This window comes from Leeuwenhoekiella polynyae (assembly GCF_004104075.1).
Lineage (GTDB): Bacteria > Bacteroidota > Bacteroidia > Flavobacteriales > Flavobacteriaceae > Leeuwenhoekiella > Leeuwenhoekiella polynyae.
On the sequence record NZ_QOVK01000002.1, the window covers coordinates 230468 to 256937 of the forward strand.

General features: G+C 36.5%; 35 protein-coding genes. 27 read left to right on the forward strand and 8 right to left on the reverse strand.

The window, feature by feature from the left end; translation table 11 throughout:
• Positions 1-88: 88 nt before the first annotated feature.
• The gene (locus tag DSM02_RS04090) at positions 89-1249 is read right to left on the reverse strand and encodes a FecR family protein (protein ID WP_128764471.1); all 1161 of its coding nucleotides are present in this window, start codon (positions 1247-1249) and stop codon (positions 89-91) included.
• A 107-nt stretch (positions 1250-1356) separates the two neighbouring features.
• On the opposite strand from DSM02_RS04090, the gene DSM02_RS04095 reads away from it, so the two are divergent.
• On the forward strand, positions 1357-1977 hold the full coding sequence (locus DSM02_RS04095) for an RNA polymerase sigma factor (protein ID WP_128764472.1): 621 nt from the start codon (positions 1357-1359) through the stop codon (positions 1975-1977).
• A gap of 574 nt (positions 1978-2551) precedes the next feature.
• Here DSM02_RS04095 and DSM02_RS04100 read toward each other — a convergent pair.
• Positions 2552-3103: a TetR/AcrR family transcriptional regulator gene (locus DSM02_RS04100; protein ID WP_128764473.1), complete on the reverse strand. Its 552-nt coding sequence runs from the start codon at positions 3101-3103 to the stop codon at positions 2552-2554.
• A 76-nt stretch (positions 3104-3179) separates the two neighbouring features.
• On the opposite strand from DSM02_RS04100, the gene DSM02_RS04105 reads away from it, so the two are divergent.
• The 5 genes from DSM02_RS04105 to DSM02_RS04125 all read left to right on the forward strand — a co-directional run bounded on the left by DSM02_RS04105 (position 3180) and on the right by DSM02_RS04125 (position 7426).
• Entirely contained in the window at positions 3180-4031 is an 852-nt protein-coding gene (locus DSM02_RS04105; protein WP_128764474.1) for an SDR family oxidoreductase, read from the forward strand.
• Positions 4032-4145: 114 nt separating this feature from the next.
• On the forward strand, positions 4146-5189 hold the full coding sequence (locus DSM02_RS04110; protein WP_240673979.1) for an MBL fold metallo-hydrolase: 1044 nt from the start codon (positions 4146-4148) through the stop codon (positions 5187-5189).
• Positions 5186-5440, forward strand: coding sequence for a hypothetical protein (locus tag DSM02_RS04115; protein WP_128764476.1), 255 nt, complete (start codon positions 5186-5188; stop codon positions 5438-5440). The genes DSM02_RS04110 and DSM02_RS04115 overlap by 4 nt, the downstream gene beginning before the upstream one ends.
• A gap of 403 nt (positions 5441-5843) precedes the next feature.
• Positions 5844-6164, forward strand: coding sequence for a helix-turn-helix domain-containing protein (locus tag DSM02_RS04120; RefSeq protein ID WP_128764477.1), 321 nt, complete (start codon positions 5844-5846; stop codon positions 6162-6164).
• A complete protein-coding gene (locus DSM02_RS04125) occupies positions 6164-7426 on the forward strand; it encodes a type II toxin-antitoxin system HipA family toxin (RefSeq protein WP_128764478.1) in 1263 nt (420 codons plus the stop codon). Before DSM02_RS04120 ends, DSM02_RS04125 begins: the two co-directional genes overlap by 1 nt.
• 788 nt (positions 7427-8214) lie before the next feature.
• Here DSM02_RS04125 and DSM02_RS04130 read toward each other — a convergent pair.
• The 6 genes from DSM02_RS04130 to DSM02_RS04155 form a co-directional block, all read right to left on the reverse strand.
• Entirely contained in the window at positions 8215-9147 is a 933-nt protein-coding gene (locus DSM02_RS04130) for a sce7725 family protein (protein WP_128764479.1), read from the reverse strand.
• 5 nt (positions 9148-9152) lie between these two features.
• The gene (locus DSM02_RS04135; RefSeq protein ID WP_128764480.1) at positions 9153-10016 is read right to left on the reverse strand and encodes a sce7726 family protein; all 864 of its coding nucleotides are present in this window, start codon (positions 10014-10016) and stop codon (positions 9153-9155) included.
• A 545-nt stretch (positions 10017-10561) separates the two neighbouring features.
• Positions 10562-11521, reverse strand: coding sequence for a hypothetical protein (locus DSM02_RS04140; RefSeq protein WP_128764481.1), 960 nt, complete (start codon positions 11519-11521; stop codon positions 10562-10564).
• Positions 11522-11922: 401 nt separating this feature from the next.
• A complete protein-coding gene (locus DSM02_RS04145) occupies positions 11923-12186 on the reverse strand; it encodes a hypothetical protein (RefSeq protein WP_128764482.1) in 264 nt (87 codons plus the stop codon).
• 4 nt (positions 12187-12190) lie between these two features.
• Positions 12191-12478 carry a hypothetical protein gene (locus DSM02_RS04150; RefSeq protein WP_128764483.1) on the reverse strand — a complete coding sequence of 96 codons (288 nt, stop codon included), beginning with the start codon at positions 12476-12478 and terminating at the stop codon, positions 12191-12193.
• Positions 12479-12481: 3 nt separating this feature from the next.
• Positions 12482-12835: a helix-turn-helix domain-containing protein gene (locus DSM02_RS04155; protein ID WP_164918230.1), complete on the reverse strand. Its 354-nt coding sequence runs from the start codon at positions 12833-12835 to the stop codon at positions 12482-12484.
• A gap of 142 nt (positions 12836-12977) precedes the next feature.
• On the opposite strand from DSM02_RS04155, the gene DSM02_RS04160 reads away from it, so the two are divergent.
• The 21 genes from DSM02_RS04160 (at position 12978) to DSM02_RS04250 (ending at position 26469) form a co-directional block, all read left to right on the forward strand.
• On the forward strand, positions 12978-13238 hold the full coding sequence (locus DSM02_RS04160; protein ID WP_128764485.1) for a hypothetical protein: 261 nt from the start codon (positions 12978-12980) through the stop codon (positions 13236-13238).
• Between the two features lie 25 nt (positions 13239-13263).
• Positions 13264-13713 (forward strand): hypothetical protein, encoded by a 450-nt coding sequence (locus tag DSM02_RS04165; RefSeq protein ID WP_128764486.1) that lies wholly within the window; start codon positions 13264-13266, stop codon positions 13711-13713.
• Positions 13714-13732: 19 nt separating this feature from the next.
• Entirely contained in the window at positions 13733-14260 is a 528-nt protein-coding gene (locus DSM02_RS04170) for a hypothetical protein (RefSeq protein WP_128764487.1), read from the forward strand.
• Complete coding sequence (locus DSM02_RS04175; RefSeq protein WP_128764488.1) at positions 14257-14454, forward strand: hypothetical protein; 198 nt, start codon at positions 14257-14259, stop codon at positions 14452-14454. The genes DSM02_RS04170 and DSM02_RS04175 overlap by 4 nt, the downstream gene beginning before the upstream one ends.
• Entirely contained in the window at positions 14451-17450 is a 3000-nt protein-coding gene (locus DSM02_RS04180) for a hypothetical protein (protein WP_128764489.1), read from the forward strand. Before DSM02_RS04175 ends, DSM02_RS04180 begins: the two co-directional genes overlap by 4 nt.
• Before the next feature lie 10 nt (positions 17451-17460).
• The gene (locus DSM02_RS04185; RefSeq protein ID WP_128764490.1) at positions 17461-17889 is read left to right on the forward strand and encodes a hypothetical protein; all 429 of its coding nucleotides are present in this window, start codon (positions 17461-17463) and stop codon (positions 17887-17889) included.
• 3 nt (positions 17890-17892) lie between these two features.
• Positions 17893-18210, forward strand: coding sequence for a hypothetical protein (locus DSM02_RS04190; protein ID WP_128764491.1), 318 nt, complete (start codon positions 17893-17895; stop codon positions 18208-18210).
• Positions 18200-18502: a hypothetical protein gene (locus tag DSM02_RS04195; protein WP_128764492.1), complete on the forward strand. Its 303-nt coding sequence runs from the start codon at positions 18200-18202 to the stop codon at positions 18500-18502. Before DSM02_RS04190 ends, DSM02_RS04195 begins: the two co-directional genes overlap by 11 nt.
• 1 nt (position 18503) lies before the next feature.
• Positions 18504-18761 (forward strand): hypothetical protein, encoded by a 258-nt coding sequence (locus tag DSM02_RS04200; protein ID WP_128764493.1) that lies wholly within the window; start codon positions 18504-18506, stop codon positions 18759-18761.
• 169 nt (positions 18762-18930) lie between these two features.
• Positions 18931-19449, forward strand: coding sequence for a hypothetical protein (locus tag DSM02_RS04205; RefSeq protein ID WP_128764494.1), 519 nt, complete (start codon positions 18931-18933; stop codon positions 19447-19449).
• 50 nt (positions 19450-19499) lie between these two features.
• A complete protein-coding gene (locus tag DSM02_RS20300; RefSeq protein ID WP_164918231.1) occupies positions 19500-19640 on the forward strand; it encodes a hypothetical protein in 141 nt (46 codons plus the stop codon).
• A 103-nt stretch (positions 19641-19743) separates the two neighbouring features.
• Positions 19744-19890, forward strand: coding sequence for a hypothetical protein (locus tag DSM02_RS20305; protein WP_164918232.1), 147 nt, complete (start codon positions 19744-19746; stop codon positions 19888-19890).
• 274 nt (positions 19891-20164) lie between these two features.
• Positions 20165-20422 (forward strand): hypothetical protein, encoded by a 258-nt coding sequence (locus tag DSM02_RS04210; RefSeq protein WP_128764495.1) that lies wholly within the window; start codon positions 20165-20167, stop codon positions 20420-20422.
• A 247-nt stretch (positions 20423-20669) separates the two neighbouring features.
• The gene (locus DSM02_RS04215; RefSeq protein ID WP_128764496.1) at positions 20670-21155 is read left to right on the forward strand and encodes a hypothetical protein; all 486 of its coding nucleotides are present in this window, start codon (positions 20670-20672) and stop codon (positions 21153-21155) included.
• Positions 21145-21507: a type II toxin-antitoxin system PemK/MazF family toxin gene (locus DSM02_RS04220; RefSeq protein ID WP_128764497.1), complete on the forward strand. Its 363-nt coding sequence runs from the start codon at positions 21145-21147 to the stop codon at positions 21505-21507. The genes DSM02_RS04215 and DSM02_RS04220 overlap by 11 nt, the downstream gene beginning before the upstream one ends.
• A 195-nt stretch (positions 21508-21702) precedes the next feature.
• Complete coding sequence (locus tag DSM02_RS04225) at positions 21703-23442, forward strand: hypothetical protein (protein WP_128764498.1); 1740 nt, start codon at positions 21703-21705, stop codon at positions 23440-23442.
• Positions 23442-24587 (forward strand): hypothetical protein, encoded by a 1146-nt coding sequence (locus DSM02_RS04230; protein ID WP_128764499.1) that lies wholly within the window; start codon positions 23442-23444, stop codon positions 24585-24587. The genes DSM02_RS04225 and DSM02_RS04230 overlap by 1 nt, the downstream gene beginning before the upstream one ends.
• 31 nt (positions 24588-24618) lie before the next feature.
• Complete coding sequence (locus DSM02_RS04235) at positions 24619-25092, forward strand: hypothetical protein (RefSeq protein WP_128764500.1); 474 nt, start codon at positions 24619-24621, stop codon at positions 25090-25092.
• Between the two features lie 50 nt (positions 25093-25142).
• A complete protein-coding gene (locus tag DSM02_RS04240; RefSeq protein WP_128764501.1) occupies positions 25143-25745 on the forward strand; it encodes a hypothetical protein in 603 nt (200 codons plus the stop codon).
• Between the two features lie 83 nt (positions 25746-25828).
• Positions 25829-26221: a hypothetical protein gene (locus tag DSM02_RS04245; protein WP_128764502.1), complete on the forward strand. Its 393-nt coding sequence runs from the start codon at positions 25829-25831 to the stop codon at positions 26219-26221.
• Complete coding sequence (locus DSM02_RS04250) at positions 26215-26469, forward strand: hypothetical protein (protein WP_164918233.1); 255 nt, start codon at positions 26215-26217, stop codon at positions 26467-26469. The genes DSM02_RS04245 and DSM02_RS04250 overlap by 7 nt, the downstream gene beginning before the upstream one ends.
• Position 26470: the final 1 nt, after the last annotated feature.

The window sequence follows — 26470 nt, forward strand, 5'->3', positions numbered from 1 at the left end:
GAAGGGACGAAGTTTGAACCTGCGAAAATTTGAACTTCGCTCCCTTTTTCTATTTATAAATTGATTGTTTTAATCAAAAATGAATTTGCTACCTTAAGCGTACCTGCTTCTCATTAATTTCATAGTTCTCTATTATACCAAAGTTTTTAATCCTATCAAGTATCTCGGTTATCTCCTGATCCTTCTGAATTCTACCTACAAATTTGACATCCTGCAGCTCACTTCGCTCAAAAACCACTTCCATATCGTACCATCTGCTAAGCACCCCCATGATTTGTTCAAGATTTTTTTGTCTGAAAATAAATTCACCAGTTACCCAACCTATTTCCTCCCGCAAATTCACTGAACGTATGGATAAAGCGTAGGTATTATCATTTAAAATTGCTTGCTGTTCCGGCTTAAGAATTTGCTGCTCTCGTGGTGTATTAATCTGAACCTTCCCTTCAACCAAAGTGGTAAAAACATTAGGTTCATCAGGGTAAGCTTTAACATTAAATTCTGTCCCCAGCACCTGTATCTCCTGCTCCTTATGAATAACCTTAAAATCTGCTCCCTGATGTTTGTTACTAGGCGAAACTTCAAAAAAGGCTTCTCCATAAAGCAGCTCTACCACACGACTCTGAGCCCTAGGAAAATGTACCGGATATTTCAGTTTAGAGTCGGAATTTAACCACACTTTGGTCCCATCAGCCAGCTTAACAAAGAACTGACCACCGCGGGGTACCGTTAAATAATTATAGGCAATTTCAGTTGTTACGGCTGTACCCTCACTATACTCAATCCCTTCATTACTGCGTACTGCATTTTGAGTATGTAATGCGTTGCCTTGCTGCAAGGCTATCTCCTCACCCGTTTCTAAAAGTAAAATAGCGTTATTTTTTACAGGCTCTATTTGATTATTAACAACTATGGGGGCGCTATTTTCAGCCTGCTCCTGATTGTTGTTTAGAAATACAGAAAGCGAAATAATTATTAAAACAGAGGCTGCTACTCCAGAAATGCGTGTCCATAATTTACGAACCTTCTTTTGTTGTTCCATTTTACGGATTTTGGACAAAAAGTCGCTCTTATGTTGCTCCGTATTAAAATCTTCCATAATATGATCTATAGCATAATCAATTTTAGCAAATGCTTTAAACTCGTTTGCATGAACAGGATTTTTAAGCCACCGGGACAACTCATCTAATTCTTGCTCTGAGGCTGTCTGGTTTAAATATTTTATAATAAGATTTCTTGCTTCGTACTTCATTAAGATTCTATTATATTACTCCTATTAAGATTGTCAAATCAAAAACCCCTAACGTATTACAGATTTTTTTTTAATTTTTGCATAATTAACAGAATATTCTCTGCAAAATGAAAGAAGAAGCTCAAATACTGTATAAAATTGAGGCGGTTTTGGTAACAGACCTACGCAAGGGCGAGGAATCTGCCTACGTTTATCTTATGGATAGTTACCACCATAAACTGTGTCTCTATGCCTATAGCTTTTGTAAGGATCGTAGTTTAGCGGCAGATATGGTACAGAACGTTCTGTTGCGTTTATGGAAAAAAAGGAGTTCCCTTAAAATCAATTCGAGTCTGCGCAGTTTTCTTTACCGCTCTGTTTATAATGAGTTTTTAGATCAATACAAACATCGAAAATTCATTCTAAACCTGGAAAAAGAATATATGACTGCTGTAAATACGCTCTTAGAAGAAGAAGAATCCAACCTGGACAGATTGATTCAGCAAGTGAAAAAGGAGATCGATAACTTACATCCAAGATGTAAAGAGATATTTTTATTGAGTAAATACGAAGGATTGACTAATTTGGAAATTGCTGATCACCTCAACCTTTCGGTTAAAACCGTTGAAAACCAAATGACTCGGGCTTATGCGCAACTACGGGATAAAGTAGGCGAAAAAATTCAAAGCATTCTCTTTTTGTTATTTGGAATACCCAAAATTCCTAAAATACCTCCAAAATACAGTTGATAAATTAGTCATACTTCTCAAAAGTTCATGAGCGTGATCTAAATGAAGAACTCCCTTTTAAAATACCTCCCCCTTCTTCAATTAGAATCAGATTAAATCATTATAGAAAAGAACCAAAATGGACAAGCACATAATGTGGGGACTGCAACCTGCAAATGCCACTTTGGGAGCGAAAGGGTTATTTCAGAAAAACAGTATGAAAAAAATAATTCCAGGTTTTCATATATAATTAGAAATAAAAGCCTAGTACTAGTAAATGAGTTCAGTGATAACAAAACATTTTATAATACCATACAGACAATCGCAAAATTAATACTATTCATTTTTAATTAAGTTGACACTGCTACATATATTTATTAACGACAAGTATTATTGTGTAATACTGATAAATATATTCCAATTGGTTATTATCAAAAGTTTAAAACACATAAAAAATTGATTAACAGGTGTTAAAAAATTAAATTTATCAAACTCCCTTAACCAAATTCCAAATTGTTTTATAAATACTTTATAATTTCTGTAAGTAGAATACCTATACGATTCACCTCACTTATTTCAGTTTAAATTATTAGATCTAAATCTTGATACATATTCGTATAAGTAAATCAATATTTCTTTTTAAATCATCGAGATGGTGCACCTGTTTCTTAATACCTATAACCGCAGATGAAATAATAACAGCAACATCCTTAGGTTCAATATTATCATTAAAGCTTTTAGACGGAAAGAGTTTTAGCACCTCCTCTAAATCAGATATAAACAACTCTGTGCTCTTTTGCATACATTTCTTGGTAAAACAAAATTGATTTTCATACAATTCTGCACTTTCAGGGGATTGATTTAACAAAGTGTACATATCTACCACCCAAATATTCAGCACCTCTCTAAGTTTTAAAAGAGGCTCTTTCACCTTAGCGTTTCTTTTCTTTACTTCCGCAGAAAGTTCTTTCGATAACTTAAGGATAAGGGCCTTAAAAATCTCTTCCTTTTTGGGATAAATAAGATATAGACCAGGTCTTGAAATGCCAACCGCTTCGGCAATATCATTCATAGTGGTTTTAGTGTAACCAAACTTTAAAAATATTTCTTTTGAGGCATTTAATATTCGCTCTTCTTTCTCGGTCATAAATCTTTTTTACAAATATACATTTTTTGTCAAAATATAATTATACCTTTGACAAATATTGTTAAATTGTAAAATAATGAATAAGACTTTATTAATTACAGGAACCAGTACTGGTATCGGGTATGCAATTGCAAAAGAATTTTCAGAAGCGAACTATCAAGTTATTGCTACAATCCGTAAAGCCGAGGACGCTGAAAGACTCAAACAGGAACTAAATGAAAATGTTTATCCTGTTATATGTGATGTAACGAATCCGGAACAGGTAAGTGATCTTGCGAGGTATGTAAAGGAGATTTCCCTGAATGGACTTCTTGATGGCTTAATAAATAATGCAGCGATTGAAAGTGTTTCACCTATCGAGTTTCAAGATCTAGAACATACACGAAATCTATTTGAGACCAATCTATTTGGTTTAATGAATGTCACTCAAACCCTTCTACCCCTACTCGGCACTAATCCAGAAACAAAAAAGCATATGGGCAGAATTATAAATGTTAGTTCAGTGGGTGGTGTATTGGCTCTTCCTTTTCTTTCCTCATATGCGGCAACTAAGCACGCATTAGAAGGATATTCACACAGCTTACGTCGAGAATTAAGTGTATTCGGCATTAAGGTAATTATTCTTGCTCCGGGTGCTATTGAAAGTAAAATCTGGGAAAAAGATGAGTTGGACAAAAAATCATTTAAAGCTAGTAGCTATGAGCAACCATTTGAAAACTTCAAACAAATGATGGTAAAAGCTGAAAAAGGTGCAGCCTCGTCAGCATCAATCGCCCGATTCACCCGTAAAATTTTTGAAACATCTTCTCCAAAAGTACGATATACTTTTACCCCAGGAAGATTCTTTAACTGGACTTTGCCTTCTATTCTTCCTCATAAGGGTATCGATTTTATATTTAATAAAATGATTGGCTTATCTCAAAAATAAGACACTAAGAATCATAAAAAATTGAATCTCCAGGTGAAAAGAAAACTAATAAAAAATTCGATGATAATATTCCTCACAATGGTGGTCGTGCTTCTCATATCCACATTCTTATATATGCAACAAGATATGTTTGGCAAAAAACCCACTGGATCTAGACTGGAGAAAATAAAACAATCGCCCAATTACCAGGATGGAAAGTTTCAAAATTTAAATCACACTCCAGTTTTGGCAGAGGGCCATAATTACTATGATGTGATATATGAAAACTATATTAAAAATAAACCAAATCATTATCCTAAAGAAAAAATACCTTCTATTAAAACAGATCTGTCAAATCTATCTATTGATGAAAATGTATTGGTTTGGTTTGGCCATTCCTCCTATTTTATTCAAATTAACCAAAAGAGAATTTTAGTCGACCCGGTTTTTAGTGGCAGCGCTTCCCCAATTCCAAACACCATAAAATCATTTGAGGGTACGGATATTTATTCTGCAAAAGATTTGCCTGAAATCGATTACTTGTTTATTTCCCACGATCATTATGATCATCTGGATCATAAAACTTTGGTGGCTTTAAAGGGTAAAATAAATAACGTTATTTGTGGCCTTGGAGTAGGTTCTCATTTTGAACATTGGGGATATGACCCAAAAAAAATAATTGAAAAAGACTGGTATCAAAAAATCGAATTAGATAAGGATTTTATAGTTTTTATAGAACCAGCGCGTCATTTTTCGGGTAGAGGGCTATCTAGAAACAACACACTATGGGCTTCATATGTTTTGCAAACATCCCTTTTTAAAATCTATCTAGGTGGTGATAGCGGATACGATACCCATTATAAAGAAATTGGAGAAAAACACGGTCCTTTAGACTTGGTAATATTGGACAACGGGCAATATGATAAGGCTTGGAGATATATCCATAATCTTCCCAAAGATGTATTAAAAGCGGCTGTAGATTTAAAAGCGAAACGGATATTTCCGGTACACTCTTCAAAATTTGCGCTTGCAGCACACCCTTGGAATGAACCCCTTTCAGAAATTACCGCATTAAATAAAGGGGGTAATATTCCATTGATAACTCCAAAAATCGGTGAACTGGTATATCTAGATATGAGTGATCAAAAATTTGAAAATTGGTGGGAAACTATAGAATGAATGCAATTAAAAAACAAAATCAAAACACTGAGATTAAAATGGAAATTTCAATTTTTAGAACTTCAGTAGTTACTGAGGCTAATATAAATAAGCTTAAAGCAATCCTTGACATTTTAGTTGGAGCTGGAAACTGGAATTTTGATTTAGAAGATGCAGATAACATATTGAGAGTGTATTACCCACCTTATCAAAACAACTTTTTAGCTAATGAAATAAAAAAATATGGCTTTTTATGTACTGAGTTATATTAGGTAAAAAAAAGATTTTTCTTCTATATCTTTTCCACATTGAACAGGAATATATTCATAATATATTCGGAATTCTTTAATAATATTTTTGATATGACCTGAAGTTGTGCAAACTCAGGAAGATGTAGTCGGCTCGTTACAAAACCAGAGTTTAGTGACAAATGAAATACAACATATACTTGATAAATGTAAGTTGGCTCTTGATGAAATCAACGAAAAAAAAACCTGATTGAGTTTTCAAATGTAGAAAAGGGCATTAAAATATCTCGAAAATATTTACAGCAAATTCAATTTTCCCAAAAAAAGTGTTTTTTGGGGACAAAATTAAGTTCACTATATTATTTATTGTAGTAACGTAAAATACTATTTACTTTTTTACCTATTTTTGTAAAATATACTTAACGTTATGTCTAGAAATAGTATTGTGTTATTACCTAAAAACAAGAAGCTTTTACAAGCATTGGGAGAAAATATCAAGTTGGCACGCTTACGCAGAAAACTAACAATGAATCAGGTTTCAGAGCGGGCAGGGATTTCCCGTCCTACACTTTCTTCCTTAGAGAAAGGAAACCCTGCGGTTTCTTTAGGTATTGTTTTACAAGTTTTATTAGTATTAGGTCTGGAGAAAGACATATTGCTTTTGGCCAAAGATGATACATTGGGTAGAAAAATACAGGATGCTGATCTAACCGTTAAGGAACGTGGTCCAAAAAATACCAAGAAATAATGACACAGGAACGAAAAGAAATATTGGTATATGCGCATTGGGATGGAATTGAAGCTCCATTCTTAATGGGGAGTTTATTTGCAACCCCCTCCAGAGGAAAAGAAATATTTTCTTTTGAATATGCTAAAGGATGGTTACAATCAGGGTATGCACAGATTATAGATCCAGATTTACAATTATTCGAAGGTGCCCAGTACCTCAATGATGAGAAATCCAATTTCGGTATTTTTTTAGATTCCTCACCTGATCGGTGGGGTCGAGTCCTAATGATGCGTAAAGAGGCTGCTAAAGCTAGGAAAGAAGCACGCCGGCCTAACACTTTAATGGAATCGGATTATCTACTCGGAGTTTATGATACTAACCGAATGGGAGGACTTCGTTTTAAAACAACACCAGATGGTGCATTTTTAGATGATGATGAAGCGATGGCCGCACCACCTTTCGCTGCACTTGGGGATCTTGAATTTGCTAGCTTACAACTAGAAAAAGAAGATGCCCCAGACAATCCGGAATATCTAAAATGGCTAAATATGCTAATGGCACCAGGGTCTTCTTTGGGAGGTGCAAGACCCAAGGCAAACATTCGGGATACTGAAGGAGGTTTGTGGATTGCTAAATTTCCAAGTCAAAATGATCACCAGGATATGGGCGCTTGGGAAATGCTTGCCTATCGACTTGCGATTCAATCCGGTATTGAAATGGCACCATCAAGGGTAGAAAAATTTTCGCACCATCAACATACATTTCTAACACAACGATTTGATCGTAACAACAATGGCACCCGAACGCACTTTGCTTCTGCAATGACCTTATTAGGATATAGTGATGGAACGGACTATCAAGATGGGGTTAGTTATTTGGAGCTTGTGGAATTTTTGATGCAGAATGGAACTGACGTTGATAACGATCTCAAAAAATTATGGAGGCGTATTGTTTTTAATATAGCCATATCAAATACCGACGATCATCTCCGGAATCACGGATTTCTGTTAACAAATTCAGGTTGGATACTTTCACCTGCCTATGATATCAACCCAACCCCGAACGGAGCAGGTTTAAAACTTAATATTTCAGAAAATGATAATGCTTTGGATTTAGACCTGGTACGGGAAGTCGCTCCTTATTTTCGGATAAAAGAAAAAGAAGCCAATGCTATTATTACTACAATTCAGCAGAATGTAGGTCAGTGGCAACAACTAGCGATGGATTTAGGTATTCCAAGAAATGAAATAGAATTAATGAAAAATGCGTTTAACTATTAAAATAATTCAGAAATACTATTACTTACAAAATAATAGCATTTGAAATCAAGAGAAATATCAAATTGAAAAGGCTATGATTCTGTACCTATTCTGTACCCATTACAAAAAGGAAAGGCTTCACATTTCTGTGAAGCCTTGTCATTGCTAGTAGCGGGAACTGGAACCGTATTAACTATAACCCCAAAATCGCTAAATTTTTAGTATTTGATAATCAGTGTTTTAAATTTTTATATACTTCCTTATCAGGCTGTATCTGGCCCAAATTTGACCCGGTTCAATACCCGTTAATCTCCTGTTTTTGCCCCAGCGGGGCAAATGAAAATGAGCGAGCGGCAGCGAGACCTTATTAAAGCTTTCCCCTACCGGGGGAATGCGTTTATACTAAAGGTTCTCGACATCCCTTTTTAACTCCCCGTCACCCCCTCGTTGAATAGTCAAAATTTAGTATCAAATATATTAAGGGGTCTGCTTTTTCTTTGTTAAAAAGTGTTAAAGCTTAAAGCTAAAAAATGCGATAATAAACCTCTATACGCGGTTAGCCCTTTAAATACAGGAGGTGCCGTCTCTTTATATATATACTACTTATTTACTTTACTTATTAAATTAAAAAGAAGGGAATAAAGTATATTTTTGTATTATTCAGTTTTAAATAATTAAATATCAATTAGTTACAATCTTACAAAATCATAAACCCGCTTTGTATTTTTTGTATTTTTCGTTTTTTTGTAAGATTTCTAATTATTTGAGAAAACCTGTACGGTCATATAAGAAAAGTAACAATGAATTCTCTATAAAAGTCTATCAATCACTTCTAGATGATTCATTATTGAGAGTTTTTTGATAGTCCCTAAGCCTGGGTAATGTTGTTCTCGATAGTACTCTTTGAATTGCTTCATAGCTATAGTATTTAGATTATATTGATTCTCCCATGCTATCAACTTCTCTAATGCTTCGCTATATTTACCTGCTACGTTAGTATTATCAGTATTTGAATCTGACACAAAGTGTTTGACCCGCACTTTTTCATTATATACATATGATATATGTATTGCTACTGCATAAGGTGAAAAACCTCCTTTCATATATTTATCTCCTATCGTAAGAAAATCCGAAAAGCCTTTTAGGTTTTCTTTCTCGAAATACAAATGCTCTTCAGAAAATTCACTTTCACCAACTTTCAAATATTCTGAATTTTTTATTTGTGAAATGAAGCTATCCTTTAAAGTCACAATAGAAGATTTATTAAAATTCAAAAAATATCTTTCTCTAATATTGTCGACATTAATTATGTGACTGATAATCTCAAAATTTGAATTTAGATATTCTAGTATACGGTCAATATTATCTTGACTTCTATTATGAATTAATGAAATTCTATTGGTACATTTTGATTTCAACAACAGCTCGACAATTGTTCTCAGTTGAGTCTTGTTATCAATTATAATTGCTATTTGATAGTTTTGATAATGACCGAGATATTTAGATATAAAATCTATTATTTCAGTGTAATTCCCAATCAGAGATCCCTCTCGTGGATTAATTATAAGATTGAAGTTAATTCCATTTTTAACAAGAATTGGAAGAGCATTCTTTAGCGATGGTGAAATCTTAACGAGTTCAAATATTGGTGAAATTTTTTCACTTTTATTTAAAACATTACCGCTAAGTTCTTTGACTGCTAGAATTTCAAATTGTTTTCCTCGTAAAAATGGATAGTACATATTTATTAAGTTTGGTTTAAGAATACTTGTAAATCATCATATTGCTTCTCTTCCAGATCCAAAGAATGGCAGAGATATTTCAACTCATAAGGTGTTGATTTAGATGTCAGCTTATTTGGACACCTTAACTTTCTCTTTTTCAACTCCTTAACAACTCTTCTTTGAAAATCTCGTACTGGTAGTTTTTTTAATAATTCTAAGCAGGATTGAAAAATTAATGTGTTAGGAACATCCGGAACATAACCGAATGTACTTTGTGTTATGCTTAAATACTCTTTTTTTCTAAGGGTTTTAAAAATTGTCTCGTGATCAAATTCTTCATAGTTAGGCTTAGCTTCAAGTACAGTTCTGAGTGTATTTCGTTCAGTCAATTCAATTAAACCCACTTTAGTCCCTCTATATTTATCAATCAATTCTGGCAAAAATTTGACATTTGTAACTATGTGAATTTTATCTGCAAACTTGGAATAGTCACTTAGCTGTTTGTCGAGTTTGTCCAAACTATCTAACTCTGTTTTAACCTCATAAACCTTTGCTTCTCCGTTTAACAAGACAAAATCTGCTATTGAAAAACCTATTTTAAACTCATCAAAGGCTGTAGATGTATTCGTGCTATACTTTCCTAACAAGATTTTATTTAATAAGGTATTTTTATAAAAGTATTCTGAGCGGTAATTCTTATAGAGAAACTTATAAAGAAAGTGCAAAACTTCTTCACGATTATAATGCCCTTCTTTAGATAGAAATTTTGAAACTCTATCATCCATAACATTATAATCATTATCAATTAAAATCTTTCTAAAGCTTGGAGCTGTAAATATTTGTGAAATACTTCTCAAACTTTCAGAATTATTTTCAAGTTGAATCATTGCAAGTAGTAAGGTTTTTCAAGATTTTTCATAGACAAAGATATGTCACTCAATACAAGTTTGAACTGGGGATCATTCTTTATTACTTTCCAACATTTGACTGATCATAATGATAAATCTCACAATATTCCATAGGCTTAAGGTGAAGAAACTAACATATCCAGAAAATAGTATGACTTTTGGTTTCAAAATCCAATCTTCGCAAATTACAATGTCCGAAGGGAATTTATCATTGTAAATGATTATAAAGAAAGATAGAAATATTAGAAGTAAGTTTTGTATTAATAGGGATTTACTAAACCTAATAAAGTCTTTATAAGACTCCTTCAACTTTTTAAACAAGTATATACTACCAACAAAGACCCCAAAAAAGATAGAGCATACATCTATTACTTTATCTATGAAAAGGCTTGTATCTTCATTATACGTTATATCAAATAAGTAAGATAAAGCAAAAGTTAGTATTAAAATTAGGCAGCGAATAAGAAACCCTCCTATCCTTTCGATGCTCCTATTTCTAATTGCTCGTTTATTATCGTCAGAAATCATATAAAATCTTTTAGAATCGGCTTCTCTTTGTTATATACTTCAATTATCTTCTTTCTTCTTTCTTTTTTCTGAACATTTTTGTTTAGGCGGGGCACATCTAACTTGAATTTAGATGAATAAACATCTCCTATTAAATCAATTGGTGTTATACTCCTTGATTCAGCTACTGTATACCCCTTTACCTCGACAATATCAACTTTATCTCTTATTTGACCATATTTTAGAATTGATCTTAAATTTTTGATCATTGACTCTACATGATCTTTGGTTAGACCTCCTGAGGTTTTTGGTTTTTTTACATCATAAAATATTTCGGCTGAATCGCTATTCAATGCTGATGCATTTTCAATATCTGATATAAATTCCGATTCTACTTTTTTATCTATAGATGATTCTAAATTCTTGATTTCAGCCAGCAATTTTTTAGGTTGGTGGATGCGTACTCTAAAACCTTTATAAATATCCATTTTAAGAGCTCTTTCATATTCATTCTTCCTAAATATGGTGTTGAACTTAAGATCAAATAGTGTAATTTCTTTAAGCATTTCTGACTTATTATAACACTCATAAATAAAATGCTTAAAACCGTCTAAATAGATTGTATCTCTGTTTACTTCGTAAAATAGCGCATTCATATCTTTTGAGTATAATAATACACTTCCAAATACAAGACTCTCCTCTGGAGCGACATCTAATGATGAGATTTCCTTAGTGTTTTTATTGATCTTTGCTGGTAAATCCTTATCAATCGAACTTGTCAAGAAACCAATTATAAAATTATCGTTGTTCTCAAGAATTGAAAAACTAATTGTCTTACCTTTAAAGTTTAACTCTTGATTATTAATCTCCTCATCAGTAATAATCTCCTCAAATGAAGGTTGATAATAAGAATTATCTTTATGATTTAAATAGACAGAAACAATATCTACTTTACAATTTTTATTTTTATTTTTCATTAATTTCTTGTTTTATAATTGCTAATTGAAGTTTACACTTTTAATTAATTCACTTACAACCCCTAAATATAAAACAATCCTAACCAACTGATTTACTGATTTCCGTAACCTAGAAAAAGAAATAAATATTATACGGTAGGTTTCTTTAAGACCCAGCCTTCAGCCGGGATCTCTATGCCCATCACATTGTCGTTAATTTCAATAATCCGCACAGCAAAACCCGTTCTTACCCGGCATAGGTAAAACCGTTCATTTTCATACTCTAAACATAGATCGCTGGGCCGTTGGGGCCGCGGCAGATTGTTTGAGTCGCAAAAATTTAATATTGTATTATGGTCTACGGCCGCAAAGATCTTGCGTACCGCTTTAAGATTGTAGTTTGAAAATATAATAGCCACAAATTAATAATCTTCCCAGCCTTCTTGCGGCGGTGTATAATCGGTAAGAATTAAAAAAGGCTCGGGGTCTTGATAGTCAAAATAACGGGCTAAGTAGTAGTTGCCCTTTTTATCTTTTAAGTAGCAAAGATCACCTATAGATTTAGGCGTTTCTACGTTGGCTTGATCACACGCATTAATTATCCCCAGCGGCGGCATAGATTTGATTAACTCGACAATGGCGTCAAAGTTTTCTCCCGGGCGATAATTTATGTGTGTGATAGTCATAACATCATTTGTCTTGTATCTCGCTTGAAATCTGTTCTAAACTCTCATCAATACTATTCAATTTTTTTAAAAGCTGATTGAAATTAGAATCATTAAATACTCCGTCGTAGTAACTAGATAATTGCATATCCTTTTTTATCACCAGTTCAAAAATTAACGCTGCTTCCTCAATACTCACTTTGTGATTATTTTGAATTTCAACTAGAGAATTATAAACTTCCTCTGCTTTCTCTTGAAAGGTTAAATCAAAATAGCTCTTATCTCTATTATTTCCTGCTTCAGTTATTGGCATAGTTTACTCTTTATTTGGTTGACGATCCTGTAAGGCTCTTATAGTCATTTGGTAGATCTCTTCACGCTCATTCGATTTTTTTAACTCACCTTCTAAAAATTCCAAACGAGCAAGTTTCTCTGCATATTCTGCTGGCTGTTCCTCTACTAAATCATTTAGCCTTAATTCATTTAAAATCTCTTCCCTAGGAATGTTTAACTCCTTCCAAAATAATAAACGAGTAAGCTTTACTAAAGTACCACGCGGCTTAGCAGTTTCATACTCTTGTGATTGATAGGCTGAGGGTGAAAGGCCTAAATATTCAGCCATTTGCTCTTGACTAAAATCTTTTTTCTTACGTAATTCTTTGAATTTCAAGTATATATAAATTTTAACACACTGAAACAGGTATAAACACATTGTTTCGATGTAATTATTTTATACTTTTACCCTGTAACAAACAAAAACACACTGTAACAAAGTAAAATAAAAGCTAAACTAGCTGTAACAATGCTAAAATATGATAAGTGCCAAAGAAAGTAAAGTATTACAGGAAATTTTAGGAAAACCTTATGCTCCAGCAGTTAACAGAATCCTGAAAGCCAATGGTATAAATCCTGAAAAAGAAAAACCATTCAGCAATCAAATGATAAATATGGTTTTACACGGTAAGCGTGAAAATATTGATATAGAACTGGCCTTATATGAACTAAGAGATCAGATAATTCAGAAAAATGCTGCTCTCCAAAAAGCCCGTGCCGCTTCCTCTCCTAGTAAATAAATACTCACCTATAAAATTTCAGATTATGAAACCCTTTGAAAAAAACATTAAGATCCTTACAGGCCCAGAAAACAGCAGTAAAACCTATGCCGCAAAAATTATGAAGCTTGCTTTTAAAAGACCTTTTTACCGCGTCGCAGATTCTGATTTTTTAAGAGAAACCTTTTTTTTAGACGGGTTAGAGGCTGATAACGATGTTATCATAGTTGATGATGTACAGATTAAAGACTTAGATCGTGTATTAGAGATTTTTACACAGCCTTATTTGCGTGTTAATAGCAAGTTTAGAAGACCTAATGTTTTAGAAACTCCTCGGGTTTTGATAACGCTTAATGATGCTTCAGAAGGCGATTTAAAAGTCTTAGCCGCTCCCTACATAGCCCGCCGTGTAGATCTTCTTAAGTGCTATTTCTCTGATAATGGTTTAGTAGAAGTTGAGAGAGTAGATATAGAAACTCCAGAGCTGATACAATAATCCTTCAAAATTCCAGATTATGACTATTACTTATACACCTCCGTTATTTAGTGTTGTTTGCATCACATTTACCGTGCTTGCAATTATAACCGCCGGCTACTTCGCTTTTGTTACCTGCCGCCGCTTACGCAACCGCTGGTTAAATGTTTACTGGTTATACCACACTACAAAAATAGATTGCTTCCACAATATTAGCCTTAACTGCAATATTGATGATTCTGATAAAAAGATGCTACGCGACAACTTTCGCCTTAAAATGCCTAGCCCCTACGTGCTTTTCACCCTTAAAAAGCCTTTTACCCTTAATGACTATTTTACGGCGAAAGAAGTAGCTTTTTTTACAGATCCTACTACAGATTGGGGCATCCCTAAAGACCGGTTTACGGTACACGGCTCTAGTAAATTTAATACGCCGGCGGCAGAACATCTAAGCCAGATCAATAAGCCGCTATCTTTTTTAGATCGCAAGCCTAAAGTCATTGTTGCTTCTAGTCATACCGTTAAATACCCGGCTTGCCACTCACCCATTAGTTTGCTGGTAGTATGAGGTCTCCCGCATTTTATACACGCCAGATTACAGTCGCAAAAAAGCAACTCAACAGCTTAGGAAACATTCAGTTGAGTATAAAACAGAGCAAAATATTAAGAGCGTATTACCGCGACCGTATTATACAAGCTACAGAAAACCGCAATGCGGCTCGTGCCGCTAACATTACCGTGATTGACCCCATATATTTATGAGCCAATATAAATTTGATAAATCTAAATTACTTGAAGCTACAAACGGTGGTTTAGACATCATCTTACATTTTTACCCGGAAGCTGACCGCAAGGGCGGTTATGGTAAATTCCCGCATTTTAAAACTAAAGATGCTACCGAAGATCACGCCAGCGCGATCATATTTGAGACCCGCGAGGGTTTATATATCATTAAGCATTTTGGTGGTGGTGATGATATGACCCCATTTGATCTCGTGATCAAAGAAACCGGTCTTGCTTTTTATGAAGCTTGCAAATGGATAGCAGATACTTTTAATATAGAAGGACTTGAAGGGAATTTTAGTGCGGCTGAAATTGAAATGAAACCGGCTACCAAAAACCAAAAGAACGGCGACTATTTCTTTAAATACAATCCCAAGCTTTCTGATTATGAGCTGGCCATTTTAGGACCAAAGGTGACCAATGCGATCGCTAATGATTTTAGGCTGAAGAGCTGCAAGTATTTTATACAGATAAAGCAATACCCGGCAGATCATAAAACCCGCGACGGCCAGCCAAGCAAGTATGCCGGTAAAAAAATGCAGATCATTACCCGCGCTAGTGAAACCTACCCTATTCTTGTTTTTGAGCAGGGCAAAAAAGGTGAAGAATGGCAAAAGATCTATCAGCCCCTTAATAAAGATAAAGGCTACCGTTTTCGCTATGCAGGTAACAAGCCAGATAATTTTCTATTTGGAAAAAGCAATATTGAATTTGATTATGAGCCGCTACCCGACTACATTAACGAGCATAATAAAGACGAGTACGACCCAGACAACGACCCGCGCGCTGATGTTATCATTATCGCCGGCGGTGACCGCGATGCTCTTAATGCGGCTTCATTAGGTTACCCCGTAGTTTGGAAAAACAGCGAGACCCAGCCGCTTAGTTGGGAGGATTATACTTTTTTACGCAACCGTTGCAAAAAGCTATGTTATGTAGGTGATCTGGATGCTACCGGAGTAAAGGAAACCGTTAAAATCGCGCTTCAATATATAGATCTTCACATAGTACACCTTCCGCAATGGCTTAAAAAGTTGAAGTACCGCGGTACCGCTCAAAAAGACCTTACAGACTATTGCAAAGCGGTCTATAAAGAAAGTCAACCAGAACTACTCAACACCCAATTTAAAAAGCTCATTAACGATGCGCTGCCCGCCCGTTTCTGGGATTCAAAATATACTGCAAAAGGAAGTTTTAAAGGCTATGACATCAACAATGAGGCGGTGTTACGATTTTTAAATTACAACGGCTTTTATCAATATAAAGACGAAAGCTTAAAAGATCCTTTCTACTTTGTACGCGTACAGGATAATATCATTTCTAAGATCTATCCTAAAGAAATTAAACAGTTTCCCGCTGAATTTATTAGACAACGTAAAAAGGGTGAAATCAGCCTCCTTAACTACGCACACAGATCTGCACAGTTAAAAGATACCAAGCTGGCTACTGATCTTGCGATTAGAGATTTTGACTTTAGCAACCACAACGGCCCGGAGCGGCAATGTTTTTTCTTTAAAAATCAATATTGGGAGGTAACCCCTAACGAAATCAAAACCCACAAATACGGTAGTGAAGATGTTTTTGTCTGGGAAAATCAAATCATTGACCGCGATATACATTTAGATACCGCGCCTATTTTCAAAATTTATAAAACCAGAAACTCGTGGGATATTAAGATACTTAAGACAGATAACCCCTTTTTTAATTACCTCATTAATACCGCCCGCGTGCATTGGCAGATTTGCGGTCATAAGCCGTTTGTAGAAAAAATAGGCAAGCTTGATAAAGATACTGATGATTATGATGCAAAAGTAGCCGCTATCTGGGCAGAGCGTGACGCATACCGTGAAGCAAACAAATACAACATTGCTGAAGAAGGTTTAACTGCAGATCAGATCGCAGAACAAAAACTGCATTTGGTTAACCGCATTTTTGCCTTTGGTTTTGCTATACACAATTACAAACAGGATAGTAAAGCGTGGTCTATTTATGCAATGGATGATCGCGTAAGTGATGTAAGCGACAGCAACGGCGGTACCGGTAAATCATTAACGTGGCACAAAGCGTTAGAACAGGTTTTTATAGAAAGCCCGTATTATAAATATATCAATGGTGGAGATCAAGAAGGCGCTAAAGAAAAGTTCTTATTTGACGGAGTTACTAAAGAAACTAAAGCAGTAATCTTTGACGATCTAGACAGTCATTTTCCATTTAGAAAACTCTACGCTCCTATTACTGGTGAGTTTCCGGTAAATGCAAAATTCACCAGTTCGGTAAGCATCAAATACAAAGACAGTCCGAAGCTTATTATCACATCAAACTTTGGCATTTATGGATTTAATGAGAGTACCACCCGCCGCCTACTCTATACCGTTTATAGTGATTATTACCACGTAGGCAACGAGGCTGATATGCTAGACGAATTTACGGTTAACAAAGATCTGGGTTTTGATCTATGGCGTGATTTTGACACCCAGCAATGGAACGGCTTTTTTGCCTTTTGTGCGCAAGCTTGCCAGTTTCAAATGAGCGTTCAGGAAAAGATTAACCCGCCTATGGGTAACGTTAAAAAGCGTAATGCTAAGGCTACCATTGGCGATGCCTTTAGCGATTGGGCAGACCTCTATTTTGAAGATCGCAAAAACATTCTGGTCGTTCGTGAACACGCCTATAAATCTGCACAAGCAAACGGAATTAAAGGCAGCAACCAGCGCTTTAAAAAACTGCTTGATGTGTGGTGTAGTATTCACAGTTACACCTTAAATCCAAAAGCCAGTTTGAACAATCAGGGCCATTGTAAACATCACGTACAAAGTGAAGGCAAAACGGTTTCCTGTTTATACGTGCAAACACCAGATAGCCCAACGGTACGGCTAGGTGCTGCCGCTCCTAAAGACCTAGATCCCGGCAACCGTTTACCAGACAATCAAGTTGATGATTTGGCAGACGATGATAAAGACGATGTACCCTTTTAAAATTTGAGATATGGAAAAAATTAAAGTCACAGAAGCCCGCGAATTATGCCAGTTAAACGGTATTGAGATCTACCCATTTCACATAGCCTATTCAACACGAATAGCGGTAAATATTAACGGTAAGGTACGGTTAGGTAAAGACTTGTATATATCTGAAACGGTGAGAGATCACAACGGCAAATGGATGATAGGCTATAAAGAAAAAATCAACAATATGTGGTTGTTCTACGCTGCAAAAATTAAAAAGAAATTGAAGGCTCATAATTTGGAGGTTGGTAATACCGGCGGTGCGGCTGCCGCTGGTTTACCTTTTTTCATCACACCTAAAGATGAATTTATAGCCTGTTTAATTCTGTTTGCTATAGTCGTGGGTTTAACCGCGCTTGTAACAGTTCTGGCGTTAGCATACGCCGCTTATAAAAAAAATAAAGACAACTAAATTATGGAAAAACTGAACTTAAATAATCTGTACACAGCCTTAGCGATAGTTATAGCCGCTCTATTAATTCTTGTCTTTTTATTGCGCTTGATAGCCTTATGGTATGTGAAAAAACACCGTCCCGCTTATTTAGATCTGGTGAGTGATAAGCGGCAAAATCCTGAAATAATTAAAGCCTTTAAAAAATCTGGTTTAAGAGAGTTTCATGTTAATACTAATGAGTTGGGTTTTGTCTCCAGCTGGGGCAAAAACAGAAAAGATGCGATTAGCAAAGTTATAGCCAAAGGTTTAACCATAAAAAATAGCAAAGATGCAAAATAATGATCCCTTACGCCCCGTACCACGAGAACTTACAAAAACAGTTCTTAACCGTATGTACAGCTACCTCAATCGCGAAACCGTACCGGTAGAAATCAATGCAATTGCTCAAAAGATGAGAGCCGGCAGCGCTACAGGTTTTAAACGCCGGTTCCGTACAGTACGATATGAAGAATTTTTAATACTCACGCAAGTACTAGAATGGCCGCGCGGTTATAGGAAGCCAGACAATTACAATGAATTAATAGAAGATCTAAAAGCCAAACTAAGCAAGCGCGGTATAAACCTTTTTTGATATGAAAACAGACCTTAAAAAATTGATTGAAAATGTAAACCGCGTTTTAGATCAAGCGGTAACAATTGAGCCGCAGGATATAGATGCAGAACTTAAATTTTTGCATACAGAACACCGCATAAAAATAGATGCTTCAGACGATGCCGGCGCAGATAAAACACTTTTTAGATATAACCAGCTCTTGCATCTTAAGGCATTTATTAAAGCAAGTAACGGCCTTAAAAACCACATAGCAAAAGCTAAAGAATTACAGGACTAGTGACAAATTGGGAGTATAAATATTACCTCCACCGCCGGCTTAAAAAAGCAGGTGTACGGGTTTGCTCTAAAAGCAAAGCAGTATTTATTCCGTGGTCTGGAGATCTTAATAATAAATATGCCGCTAAACTTAGAGATAAATACGGCTACTCTATTCAAACCGAAATAGTATGAAAAACCTATTTAAAATACTCGTTCTTTTTTGCTGCTTCACCGCCGCGGCTCAGCAGGGCGGCAATGTGCTGATGAGTACAGATGCAAAAATATTAGCCTTTGGCAGCAATAACCAGTACACCATTCACGGCCCTACTCCTAACCTTCTGGTTCTGGTAGAATATCAAGACAAACTATATCATAAGTGGCGCGGTTATGCCTTTGCCGGGTATGAGTGGGTAAACTTGCCGCAATGGTATCAAAGCTACTTTATGGGCTATGGCGCTAGTTTTAAAATGGCTCGCAAGATAGATCTAATACCCAGCCTAGAGGGTGGTTTTATTCTCCGTGAGCGTACCGGCCGCACCGCTGCTGGTAGCTGGTTTATAGGTGCAAACTTAGATCTAAGGTATTATTTAAACAGCAAGCTGGCCCTAAGCCTTCGCCCTAATTTAGAACTGGCTACAGATCTACCCGGCCGCAAATTTAGATACCAAGCAACTACAGGACTAGTGATTTTAAACCTTTGGAAATAGCAAACCGGTTAACGGCTCACCGGATTAAGAGCCGCTTAATACTTTTAATTATGTCAGACGGTAAACCACCCGTAAATGATGCTATAGACAGCGACAGCAACGGAACACAAAAAGCCAAAGATTACATTAAGAAAAATCACGGCGATGTAGAACCTAACAAAGTGCCTTCTAAAACTGGCGACGTTTGTTAATTAACCGCCCCGGTTAACGCTGGGCCTAATTTATAATATATAGTAAATGAAAACCGGCAAACCCGCACCGGATGTAAAGCGGGGTAATTAAATATCTAGTACAGTGGCAGATAAAACCTATAAATTTCAGATTGAAAAATCAATCTACAAAAAGAATTTTACAGCGCCTAGTTACCGTCAAGCCTTAATAGAGGCAAAAAAATGGCGTGACGAACTAAGACCCGGTCACGAATTAAAGCCGGTAAGTTAAGTAGTATCTTAAAAAAACCGCCTAATTTTACAGGCGGTTTTATATAACAAGTTATCAGCAATCTAAAAACCACACTTTAAGCATTTTAAAAAATAATTGTAAGTTTATGTCGCTAAAACATTTTAGGAGAAATCCTAATTTACATATTTATAGATAAGAAGCAGCCCAGTGGTGGCCGCATAGCGAAAGCTGTGTACCTATAAGGTATGGCAATCCATTCCTAGAATGTTTTAGCACACCTAATCGGGTTGCTTCGCTTACAATTTTTTGGATTATGCTAAATCAAAAAGTTATCAAAGTCAAGCCGCAGACGTTAACACCGGCACAAGTTGAGTTAATTAACTTCTGTAGTCACTTAGACGCTCCAGACATTAGAAAAAGTTTAAACGCTACACTAGATCTGGCATTATTTAATGACAGCGGCGATCTAACAACGCAAGACCGTGCCCATATTTATAGGGCCAGAGAGTTAAGCCGCAAGCTTAAAGCGTTGCAAAAAGAAGGTTCAAAACCTATTTTGCAAGTTAATTAAATCAAGCGCTCCCTACATAATTCATTAATTAAGCCCCTTAAATGGGGCTTTTTTTTATGTTTAACCAACTTTAACTGTGTAGTTTGGCGAAATTATTGCATTGTGTTGTGTACTATTGAACACAATTAAGTACGTTTGCGTCAATATGTAAGCATATGTTTACATACTGAGAGCGTTAAATAGCGTTAAATTGAGTAAAGTTTACGCAGATTTTACGACATTACTATATACCAATTTTCATATATAAATGTTCCTACAAATTAACATACCAGATTTAACAGCTCCTGTAATTAGGGGGCCGCGTTTGAATTTTGGTTCATTTCCATTTAAGGTTCAGTTATTAAAACCTTTCTACCGCTTTTTAGAGTTTTATTATAAAAGAAGCCTAGATAAATGGTTCAACCGTATAGATGGTATAATCTTATCCCTTGAAGGTAGTTTAGATCATATTAATGATTTAACTCCTGAACAAGCTAAAGAGACTTTATTAGGAACAAAAGATGTTATAGAAGACGTTATAAAGCTCGAAAACACAATGGCTTTGCGTTATTTATTTAAAAACTCTGCCGAAACAAAAATTAAATATAAATATTTATTAAAGCTTCTATATAAAATTGAGGCCCGTTGTCATCGCATAGTATACCGCAATGCTCCTGTTATTAAAACTGATAAAGACCTTATCGATGGTGTGCGAAATATGAACGCCCGATACTTAAACAATAATGCCATTTAATAGAGGTGACATTATAATGGTTTATTTTGATTTACCTTATTCTGTAGGTGAAACAAAAGAGCATCCTGCAATTATAATTTCTAATGAAGAAGTTTATAATCAGGATGAAATGTACATTGTTGTTATGATGACTTCTACTGGTAGAAAAGACTCGTTTTCCTTTGAAATCGAGGATGAAATGCTTTTAAAGAAAAATAACAAAGAAGCTAGTCAAGCAAGGTGTCATTTAGTGACTTACATTACAGAAAAACAAATAACGCCTAATAAGCGAGAAGTCAACACTCTAAAAGAACATATTGTAGATAAACTAGTCACCTACATTAGTGAAAATTCATTTTCTAAACTTGATTAAGATTTTTTTTATAAAATATCAAGCCCCAATTTTGGGGCTTTTTTTGTGGCCTAATGTCAGCTAAACGCCACTAAAATCCGCTAATTACCGCCCGCAACCGCCATACTCCCTTAATCAACACTTAACGTTAAGGCTTTCTTAAATACATTCTAATCTTTGTTACCAAGATCATTGAAATTTTTGATTTTTTAGTGAATGAGTACAGATGTAGATTTTTTAAGTGCAGGTCTTTACCGCCCGTTACAGAGCGGCAAACAATACGATAGGTATATAAAAGGCACTAACTGTAAAGTTACCACACTAGCAGCTGGCGACACGTTTACAACTGTGAAGCACATGCATAAGTGGGTAAACCAGCATAAAGATCAGACGGTAAATCTTGCGCCGCTCTTAAAGGGTAACAGCTTAGCAGACACGGCAAACAAGATTTACCGCTTCTTATACGATCACATACAGTATAGAGCTGACGGCGACATGCAAAACTTAAAATCCCCGGGATGTACTTGGGCCACCCGCAAGACGGGTGCAGACTGTAAGACTTTTAGCATTTTCGCCAGTTCTATACTTACTAATCTAGGCATACAGCATAGTATTAGACAAGTGAGCCAGCCGGGTTATTATCCAGATCAGTACACACACGTTTACGTTGTCATTCCAGAAAATCAAAAAATAAAAAAATTAGCCAATGAAAAAGTATTTGTCATAGACGGTACACGCCACCAAAACACAGAGGTTCAATTTATTAAGAAACACGATACGCTAATGTTACATCAAGGATTATCAGCCCCAGCAACCCACCGCCGCACCGCCGCTAAAAAGCGCGGTTATTCTCGCGGTTTAAATGGCGTTGCCGTTAGTACGCTTATGCGAGATCTAACAGATTTATTAAATGTGCTGATAATGGCCGGTGTGCCACAATCGCAAATGAAGCTCGTACAAGCAGAGGCGCTAAAGTATGTTAATGCCGGTGAAGATCCAAACTTTGCTATTAATCAAAGCAGCATAGTTGTAGGTTCTAAAGAAATACCGTTTTTCCCTTCTGGTTTAAAAAGACCGGGTTTAGGTTTTGATCCTGTTACTATTGGCATAATTAGTCAAGCTGCCGGTTCCAGTGGTGGTGCTGGTGACGGCGCGGGTCTAATGAGTGGTATTCTTGAAGGGCTTAATATAGCAGAAAATTTTAAGCTTGTTACTCAATATGGTTTGTCAAGTTGGGGCGCTTCATCTTCTCCAGAAAAAATAAAGGCAGAGTTTGCGCAATATACAGTACCTCACGTTAAAAAAATGCTTAATGAGTTTGCCAGTAATCCGGAGCAAGCCCTTACAAACACAAAGATTTATTTAGAGGTTGTACAAGATTTTAGAGCTTACTTAAGAGACAATCACAGTAAAGCAAAAAGTACAAGATTAGCAAATCAAGCGATGATTGATTTAGCTAAAGACCTGTACAACAAAGTTATTAACGAAACTATTCAAAAACTTAGAGGCGCTGGTATAATTGTTACTGAAGTACCTGCAACTATAACAGGATCTTTCACCTTTGCAGATTCTAACGAGCGTTACAAATCAGCATCAGAGTTAACAAGCTGGGCAAAGAAAAACAACTTCGCGACTTGGAAGGGTTATAAATTCACCGTGCCTCAATCACTAAAAGACCAGTTGAACCCTTCTAAAGATCTACCCGCCTCTAATGGTTCTGGCGATTATGGTGGTTCTAACGGAGGTAGCACAAACTACCCTACTACTACCGGCAATTATACACCGGGTACAAATACGGGATCTGTAGATCCTAATAAAACAGCGGGCGGTTTAAATATGGGTATGATCTTATTAGTTGCTGCCGGTGCCGGTCTTGCATACACGCAGCTTAATAAAAATAAAAGTGCATCCCCTTCAACAAGTAAAAAAGCAACCCCGTCAAAAACTAAGAAGTAATGTATTTAAACCGCGAAGCAGCATTTATACAAAGTGATTCTAACCCTAGTACTAGCGGTGAGTGGATTGGTGGTGGCGGCTCTGGTGGTTCTGTTAATACAGGTACTGTAAAACCTACAACAACACCTGTGACTACCGTAAACCCCGTACCTACTACGGTAAAACCAATAGACACTAAAACCCTTCAGGCAGACCGAGCGACTATAAAATACTCGATATTAGGTTTAATAGGTAAGTTACCAGGAATGAATAAAGGCCTATACATTAAGGCTTTATACGAAATAGGTTTACCTCATTTTTATGATTTTTCGCCCCAGTTTAATGTAGATGTTACCGCATATGTAGCAAAATTCTACATTCAAAAATTAAATGATTGGGTAGCCGGTAAATTGAGCCAGTTAAGCGCTCCTATGAATTTAGGTGAACTTAAGGCACAAGCGCACGTTGCAAGCGTTAATAAAATTATTGTAGAGCTGCATATTGCGCGCCAATATTACTGTTTTATGGCTGGCCGTACCATAGGGTTAGAGCAGGCTAAATATCAAGGTAAAAAAGCAATTGTTACAACGTATGCAAATTGGTTGGCTACAGGTCTTTCGAACGCGGTTAAAACCGCGGGCGGCTCAATTGAATTAAAGCCTACACAAGTTACAGCGAGCAATACCACGCAAGGCATTGAAGTGTATAACTGGCAAAATCAAACCAGTATTGCAAAATTTCAAGCCTTTGCCGTAAATGTTGCTACAGCTCAAAAGCCTTATGAGGTTAATGTAGGCCCAGTTAAAGAGCTTCCTCCTGTAATTGTAACAACGACAGAGTTTACAAAAGGCGAAGGTAAGCCACAGCCTACTTATACAAATACAGGATCTAGCAACGGCGGTTCTGGTTCTGGGGCGGGATCTAATTCAAATAGCGGTTCTGGTTCAAATAATCAAGTTCCTGACGGCTCGCAAAGTCTTGTAAATAATCTTACAGACGATGTTAAAGATATCGCAGACGGCAAAAAACCTAATCGCTGGTGGTGGTGGTTAATCGGTGCGGCAGTAGGTGGTTATATACTTAACAGTAATAGCACAACCGTTACAACCGGCGAAACCAAACCGAAGCCAAAAAAGAAGGATGAAAAAAAGCCTTCAGATCAATAAGCATTTAATTTTTAAACCTAAATAAATTCAAATGAAAACAAGAAAGTTGAACAAAAAAACCGGTGTTGAGAGCCTCGTAATTGTAGGGTCTTTAATGGTTGGTTTTATGGCTTCCGGCGCGATAGATGCAGCCGTGCCTACAGACAAGCGAACAATTGCGCGCGTTGGCACAGCCGGCGCGGGTGCGGCAGGGGCAGCGCTCCTACCTTCAACAGACACTACCACTACAGCACTTAAGATGCTTAGTGCCGGTGCAGCTGCAAGGGCTAGTTATATGCTAGTAACTGACGAGCTGAAAAATCAAGTAACCGTTAAGGCAGATGCTACTACGCTAGATAAGGCGATGTATGGCGCTATTGGTCTTGCGTGTCCTTGTGACGGTAGCAGAGATTTTGCATTAAACGCTCCGCTAGATTACCCAGAACTTAACGTGCAAACTCTTGACACAACATGGAGTGATGCAGAGCAAAATTATCAAGTTGATAAAGGCGGTTTTGCCGCATAACAAAAACAGGCGGTAGCCTTTAATCAAAACCTTTAAAAGAAAATACAAAAATGAAAAATTTACAATTATTTGATATCGCAGTAGCCTTCTTAATGATGTTAGGCGGTAGTGACAAGCTTAGTGCAGATCTTAACGCTAAAGTTAAAAACCAAAATGTAACCGTTGACCCTTCTACGCATTTTGTGCGTAAGGATATTACGGGAGCTTCAAGCATCTATGATTTTATAGACGAGCAGACAGACAAAATAGACGGTGTTAGTTCTATTAAGTCTACCAGCTTGCCTAAAAATCAAGCCTTTATCTTTCACGGTGTAGCCGTAGGTTATGCTGAAGGTACAACAGCTTCAGGTGCAGCCGGTCAAACTTATGCCGCAGATCTACCGGCAGCGGTTAGAAATGCTAACATTCTTATTCGTCAAAACGGCCGTGAAGTACTTAATGAGCCAATTGCAAACTTTCAAAAAGGTGAAGCAACGACAAGACCTTCAGACTATTATTTTGAGCTACCAAGCTTGCGTTATCTGAAAGATGATGAAGCTATTGAAATCAAAATAGTATTCCCTAAAGGTGTAGCATTGCCAGCGCCGGGAGCGGATAACTCTAACTATATGGAGGTTCGCCTATTAGGTCAAAAGACTGTAGCAAAAATCTAAATTAATAATCTGGTTAATAAATAAAACGCCTTGCTTTCACTAGGAAGGCAAGGCGTTTTTTCTATTCCATAAATCACAATAAAATGAATAAACCAGAAATTAAAACCATACGTGTAGTACTGGCCGCTGGAGAAACCAGCGCAGACGGTTCTATTAGTATCAATGAAGGTGAGCAAATTTTTGCAGCTGCAACCGCAAGCGGAAGCCACACAAAGCTTGTGCGCTTAGGTCTTGATGTTAACGGTTCTGAAATACACGCGCCGTTGTCTTTACCCTTTTGGGATGGCCAGCTAGGTACGTTTCAACAACGTGGGAGACTTTTAAATTATAACGGTGGCTCTACCGTAGATGTGAAAATACGCACCTCTAGCGCTCCGGCGGCAGCAATGGAGATCGAGGTAGCTTTTGAGATCTGGAAGGCTCCAGTAATGCAACAAGGCCCTAACGGCACTTTAATACCCGGTGTATCATGTTAACGGTAATCGGTAGTAAAATCGTAAAGCAAAATGAAAAGGTTGAAATGAACAACTGGATTGATGCACGGTTTGAAAACCGTAGCACAAAACCCGTTTTTATTTTCAATCGCTTGTATGAGCCAAAAGAAATATTCTTTGCTGGTGTATCACATCACGAAGTAAGTGGTTCGGTAGAGATTGAATTTGATTCTGCCGAAACTCAAAAATTAGTGCTGGTAACATACGGCGCAAAAAAGGACTGTAATTAAA

Excerpts from the sequence above, each read along its gene's own strand:
- DSM02_RS04090 (WP_128764471.1), bottom strand. The coding sequence starts at position 1,249 with ATGAAGTACGAAGCAAGAAATCTTATTATAAAATATTTAAACCAGACA.
- DSM02_RS04095 (WP_128764472.1), top strand. The coding sequence starts at position 1,357 with ATGAAAGAAGAAGCTCAAATACTGTATAAAATTGAGGCGGTTTTGGTA.
- DSM02_RS04100 (WP_128764473.1), bottom strand. The coding sequence starts at position 3,103 with ATGACCGAGAAAGAAGAGCGAATATTAAATGCCTCAAAAGAAATATTT.
- DSM02_RS04105 (WP_128764474.1), top strand. The coding sequence starts at position 3,180 with ATGAATAAGACTTTATTAATTACAGGAACCAGTACTGGTATCGGGTAT.
- DSM02_RS04110 (WP_240673979.1), top strand. The coding sequence starts at position 4,146 with ATGCAACAAGATATGTTTGGCAAAAAACCCACTGGATCTAGACTGGAG.
- DSM02_RS04115 (WP_128764476.1), top strand. The coding sequence starts at position 5,186 with ATGAATGCAATTAAAAAACAAAATCAAAACACTGAGATTAAAATGGAA.
- DSM02_RS04120 (WP_128764477.1), top strand. The coding sequence starts at position 5,844 with ATGTCTAGAAATAGTATTGTGTTATTACCTAAAAACAAGAAGCTTTTA.
- DSM02_RS04125 (WP_128764478.1), top strand. The coding sequence starts at position 6,164 with ATGACACAGGAACGAAAAGAAATATTGGTATATGCGCATTGGGATGGA.
- DSM02_RS04130 (WP_128764479.1), bottom strand. The coding sequence starts at position 9,147 with ATGTACTATCCATTTTTACGAGGAAAACAATTTGAAATTCTAGCAGTC.
- DSM02_RS04135 (WP_128764480.1), bottom strand. The coding sequence starts at position 10,016 with ATGATTCAACTTGAAAATAATTCTGAAAGTTTGAGAAGTATTTCACAA.
- DSM02_RS04140 (WP_128764481.1), bottom strand. The coding sequence starts at position 11,521 with ATGAAAAATAAAAATAAAAATTGTAAAGTAGATATTGTTTCTGTCTAT.
- DSM02_RS04145 (WP_128764482.1), bottom strand. The coding sequence starts at position 12,186 with ATGACTATCACACACATAAATTATCGCCCGGGAGAAAACTTTGACGCC.
- DSM02_RS04150 (WP_128764483.1), bottom strand. The coding sequence starts at position 12,478 with ATGCCAATAACTGAAGCAGGAAATAATAGAGATAAGAGCTATTTTGAT.
- DSM02_RS04160 (WP_128764485.1), top strand. The coding sequence starts at position 12,978 with ATGATAAGTGCCAAAGAAAGTAAAGTATTACAGGAAATTTTAGGAAAA.
- DSM02_RS04165 (WP_128764486.1), top strand. The coding sequence starts at position 13,264 with ATGAAACCCTTTGAAAAAAACATTAAGATCCTTACAGGCCCAGAAAAC.
- DSM02_RS04170 (WP_128764487.1), top strand. The coding sequence starts at position 13,733 with ATGACTATTACTTATACACCTCCGTTATTTAGTGTTGTTTGCATCACA.
- DSM02_RS04175 (WP_128764488.1), top strand. The coding sequence starts at position 14,257 with ATGAGGTCTCCCGCATTTTATACACGCCAGATTACAGTCGCAAAAAAG.
- DSM02_RS04180 (WP_128764489.1), top strand. The coding sequence starts at position 14,451 with ATGAGCCAATATAAATTTGATAAATCTAAATTACTTGAAGCTACAAAC.
- DSM02_RS04185 (WP_128764490.1), top strand. The coding sequence starts at position 17,461 with ATGGAAAAAATTAAAGTCACAGAAGCCCGCGAATTATGCCAGTTAAAC.
- DSM02_RS04190 (WP_128764491.1), top strand. The coding sequence starts at position 17,893 with ATGGAAAAACTGAACTTAAATAATCTGTACACAGCCTTAGCGATAGTT.
- DSM02_RS04195 (WP_128764492.1), top strand. The coding sequence starts at position 18,200 with ATGCAAAATAATGATCCCTTACGCCCCGTACCACGAGAACTTACAAAA.
- DSM02_RS04200 (WP_128764493.1), top strand. The coding sequence starts at position 18,504 with ATGAAAACAGACCTTAAAAAATTGATTGAAAATGTAAACCGCGTTTTA.
- DSM02_RS04205 (WP_128764494.1), top strand. The coding sequence starts at position 18,931 with ATGAAAAACCTATTTAAAATACTCGTTCTTTTTTGCTGCTTCACCGCC.
- DSM02_RS20300 (WP_164918231.1), top strand. The coding sequence starts at position 19,500 with ATGTCAGACGGTAAACCACCCGTAAATGATGCTATAGACAGCGACAGC.
- DSM02_RS04210 (WP_128764495.1), top strand. The coding sequence starts at position 20,165 with ATGCTAAATCAAAAAGTTATCAAAGTCAAGCCGCAGACGTTAACACCG.
- DSM02_RS04215 (WP_128764496.1), top strand. The coding sequence starts at position 20,670 with ATGTTCCTACAAATTAACATACCAGATTTAACAGCTCCTGTAATTAGG.
- DSM02_RS04220 (WP_128764497.1), top strand. The coding sequence starts at position 21,145 with ATGCCATTTAATAGAGGTGACATTATAATGGTTTATTTTGATTTACCT.
- DSM02_RS04225 (WP_128764498.1), top strand. The coding sequence starts at position 21,703 with ATGAGTACAGATGTAGATTTTTTAAGTGCAGGTCTTTACCGCCCGTTA.
- DSM02_RS04230 (WP_128764499.1), top strand. The coding sequence starts at position 23,442 with ATGTATTTAAACCGCGAAGCAGCATTTATACAAAGTGATTCTAACCCT.
- DSM02_RS04235 (WP_128764500.1), top strand. The coding sequence starts at position 24,619 with ATGAAAACAAGAAAGTTGAACAAAAAAACCGGTGTTGAGAGCCTCGTA.
- DSM02_RS04240 (WP_128764501.1), top strand. The coding sequence starts at position 25,143 with ATGAAAAATTTACAATTATTTGATATCGCAGTAGCCTTCTTAATGATG.
- DSM02_RS04245 (WP_128764502.1), top strand. The coding sequence starts at position 25,829 with ATGAATAAACCAGAAATTAAAACCATACGTGTAGTACTGGCCGCTGGA.
- DSM02_RS04250 (WP_164918233.1), top strand. The coding sequence starts at position 26,215 with ATGTTAACGGTAATCGGTAGTAAAATCGTAAAGCAAAATGAAAAGGTT.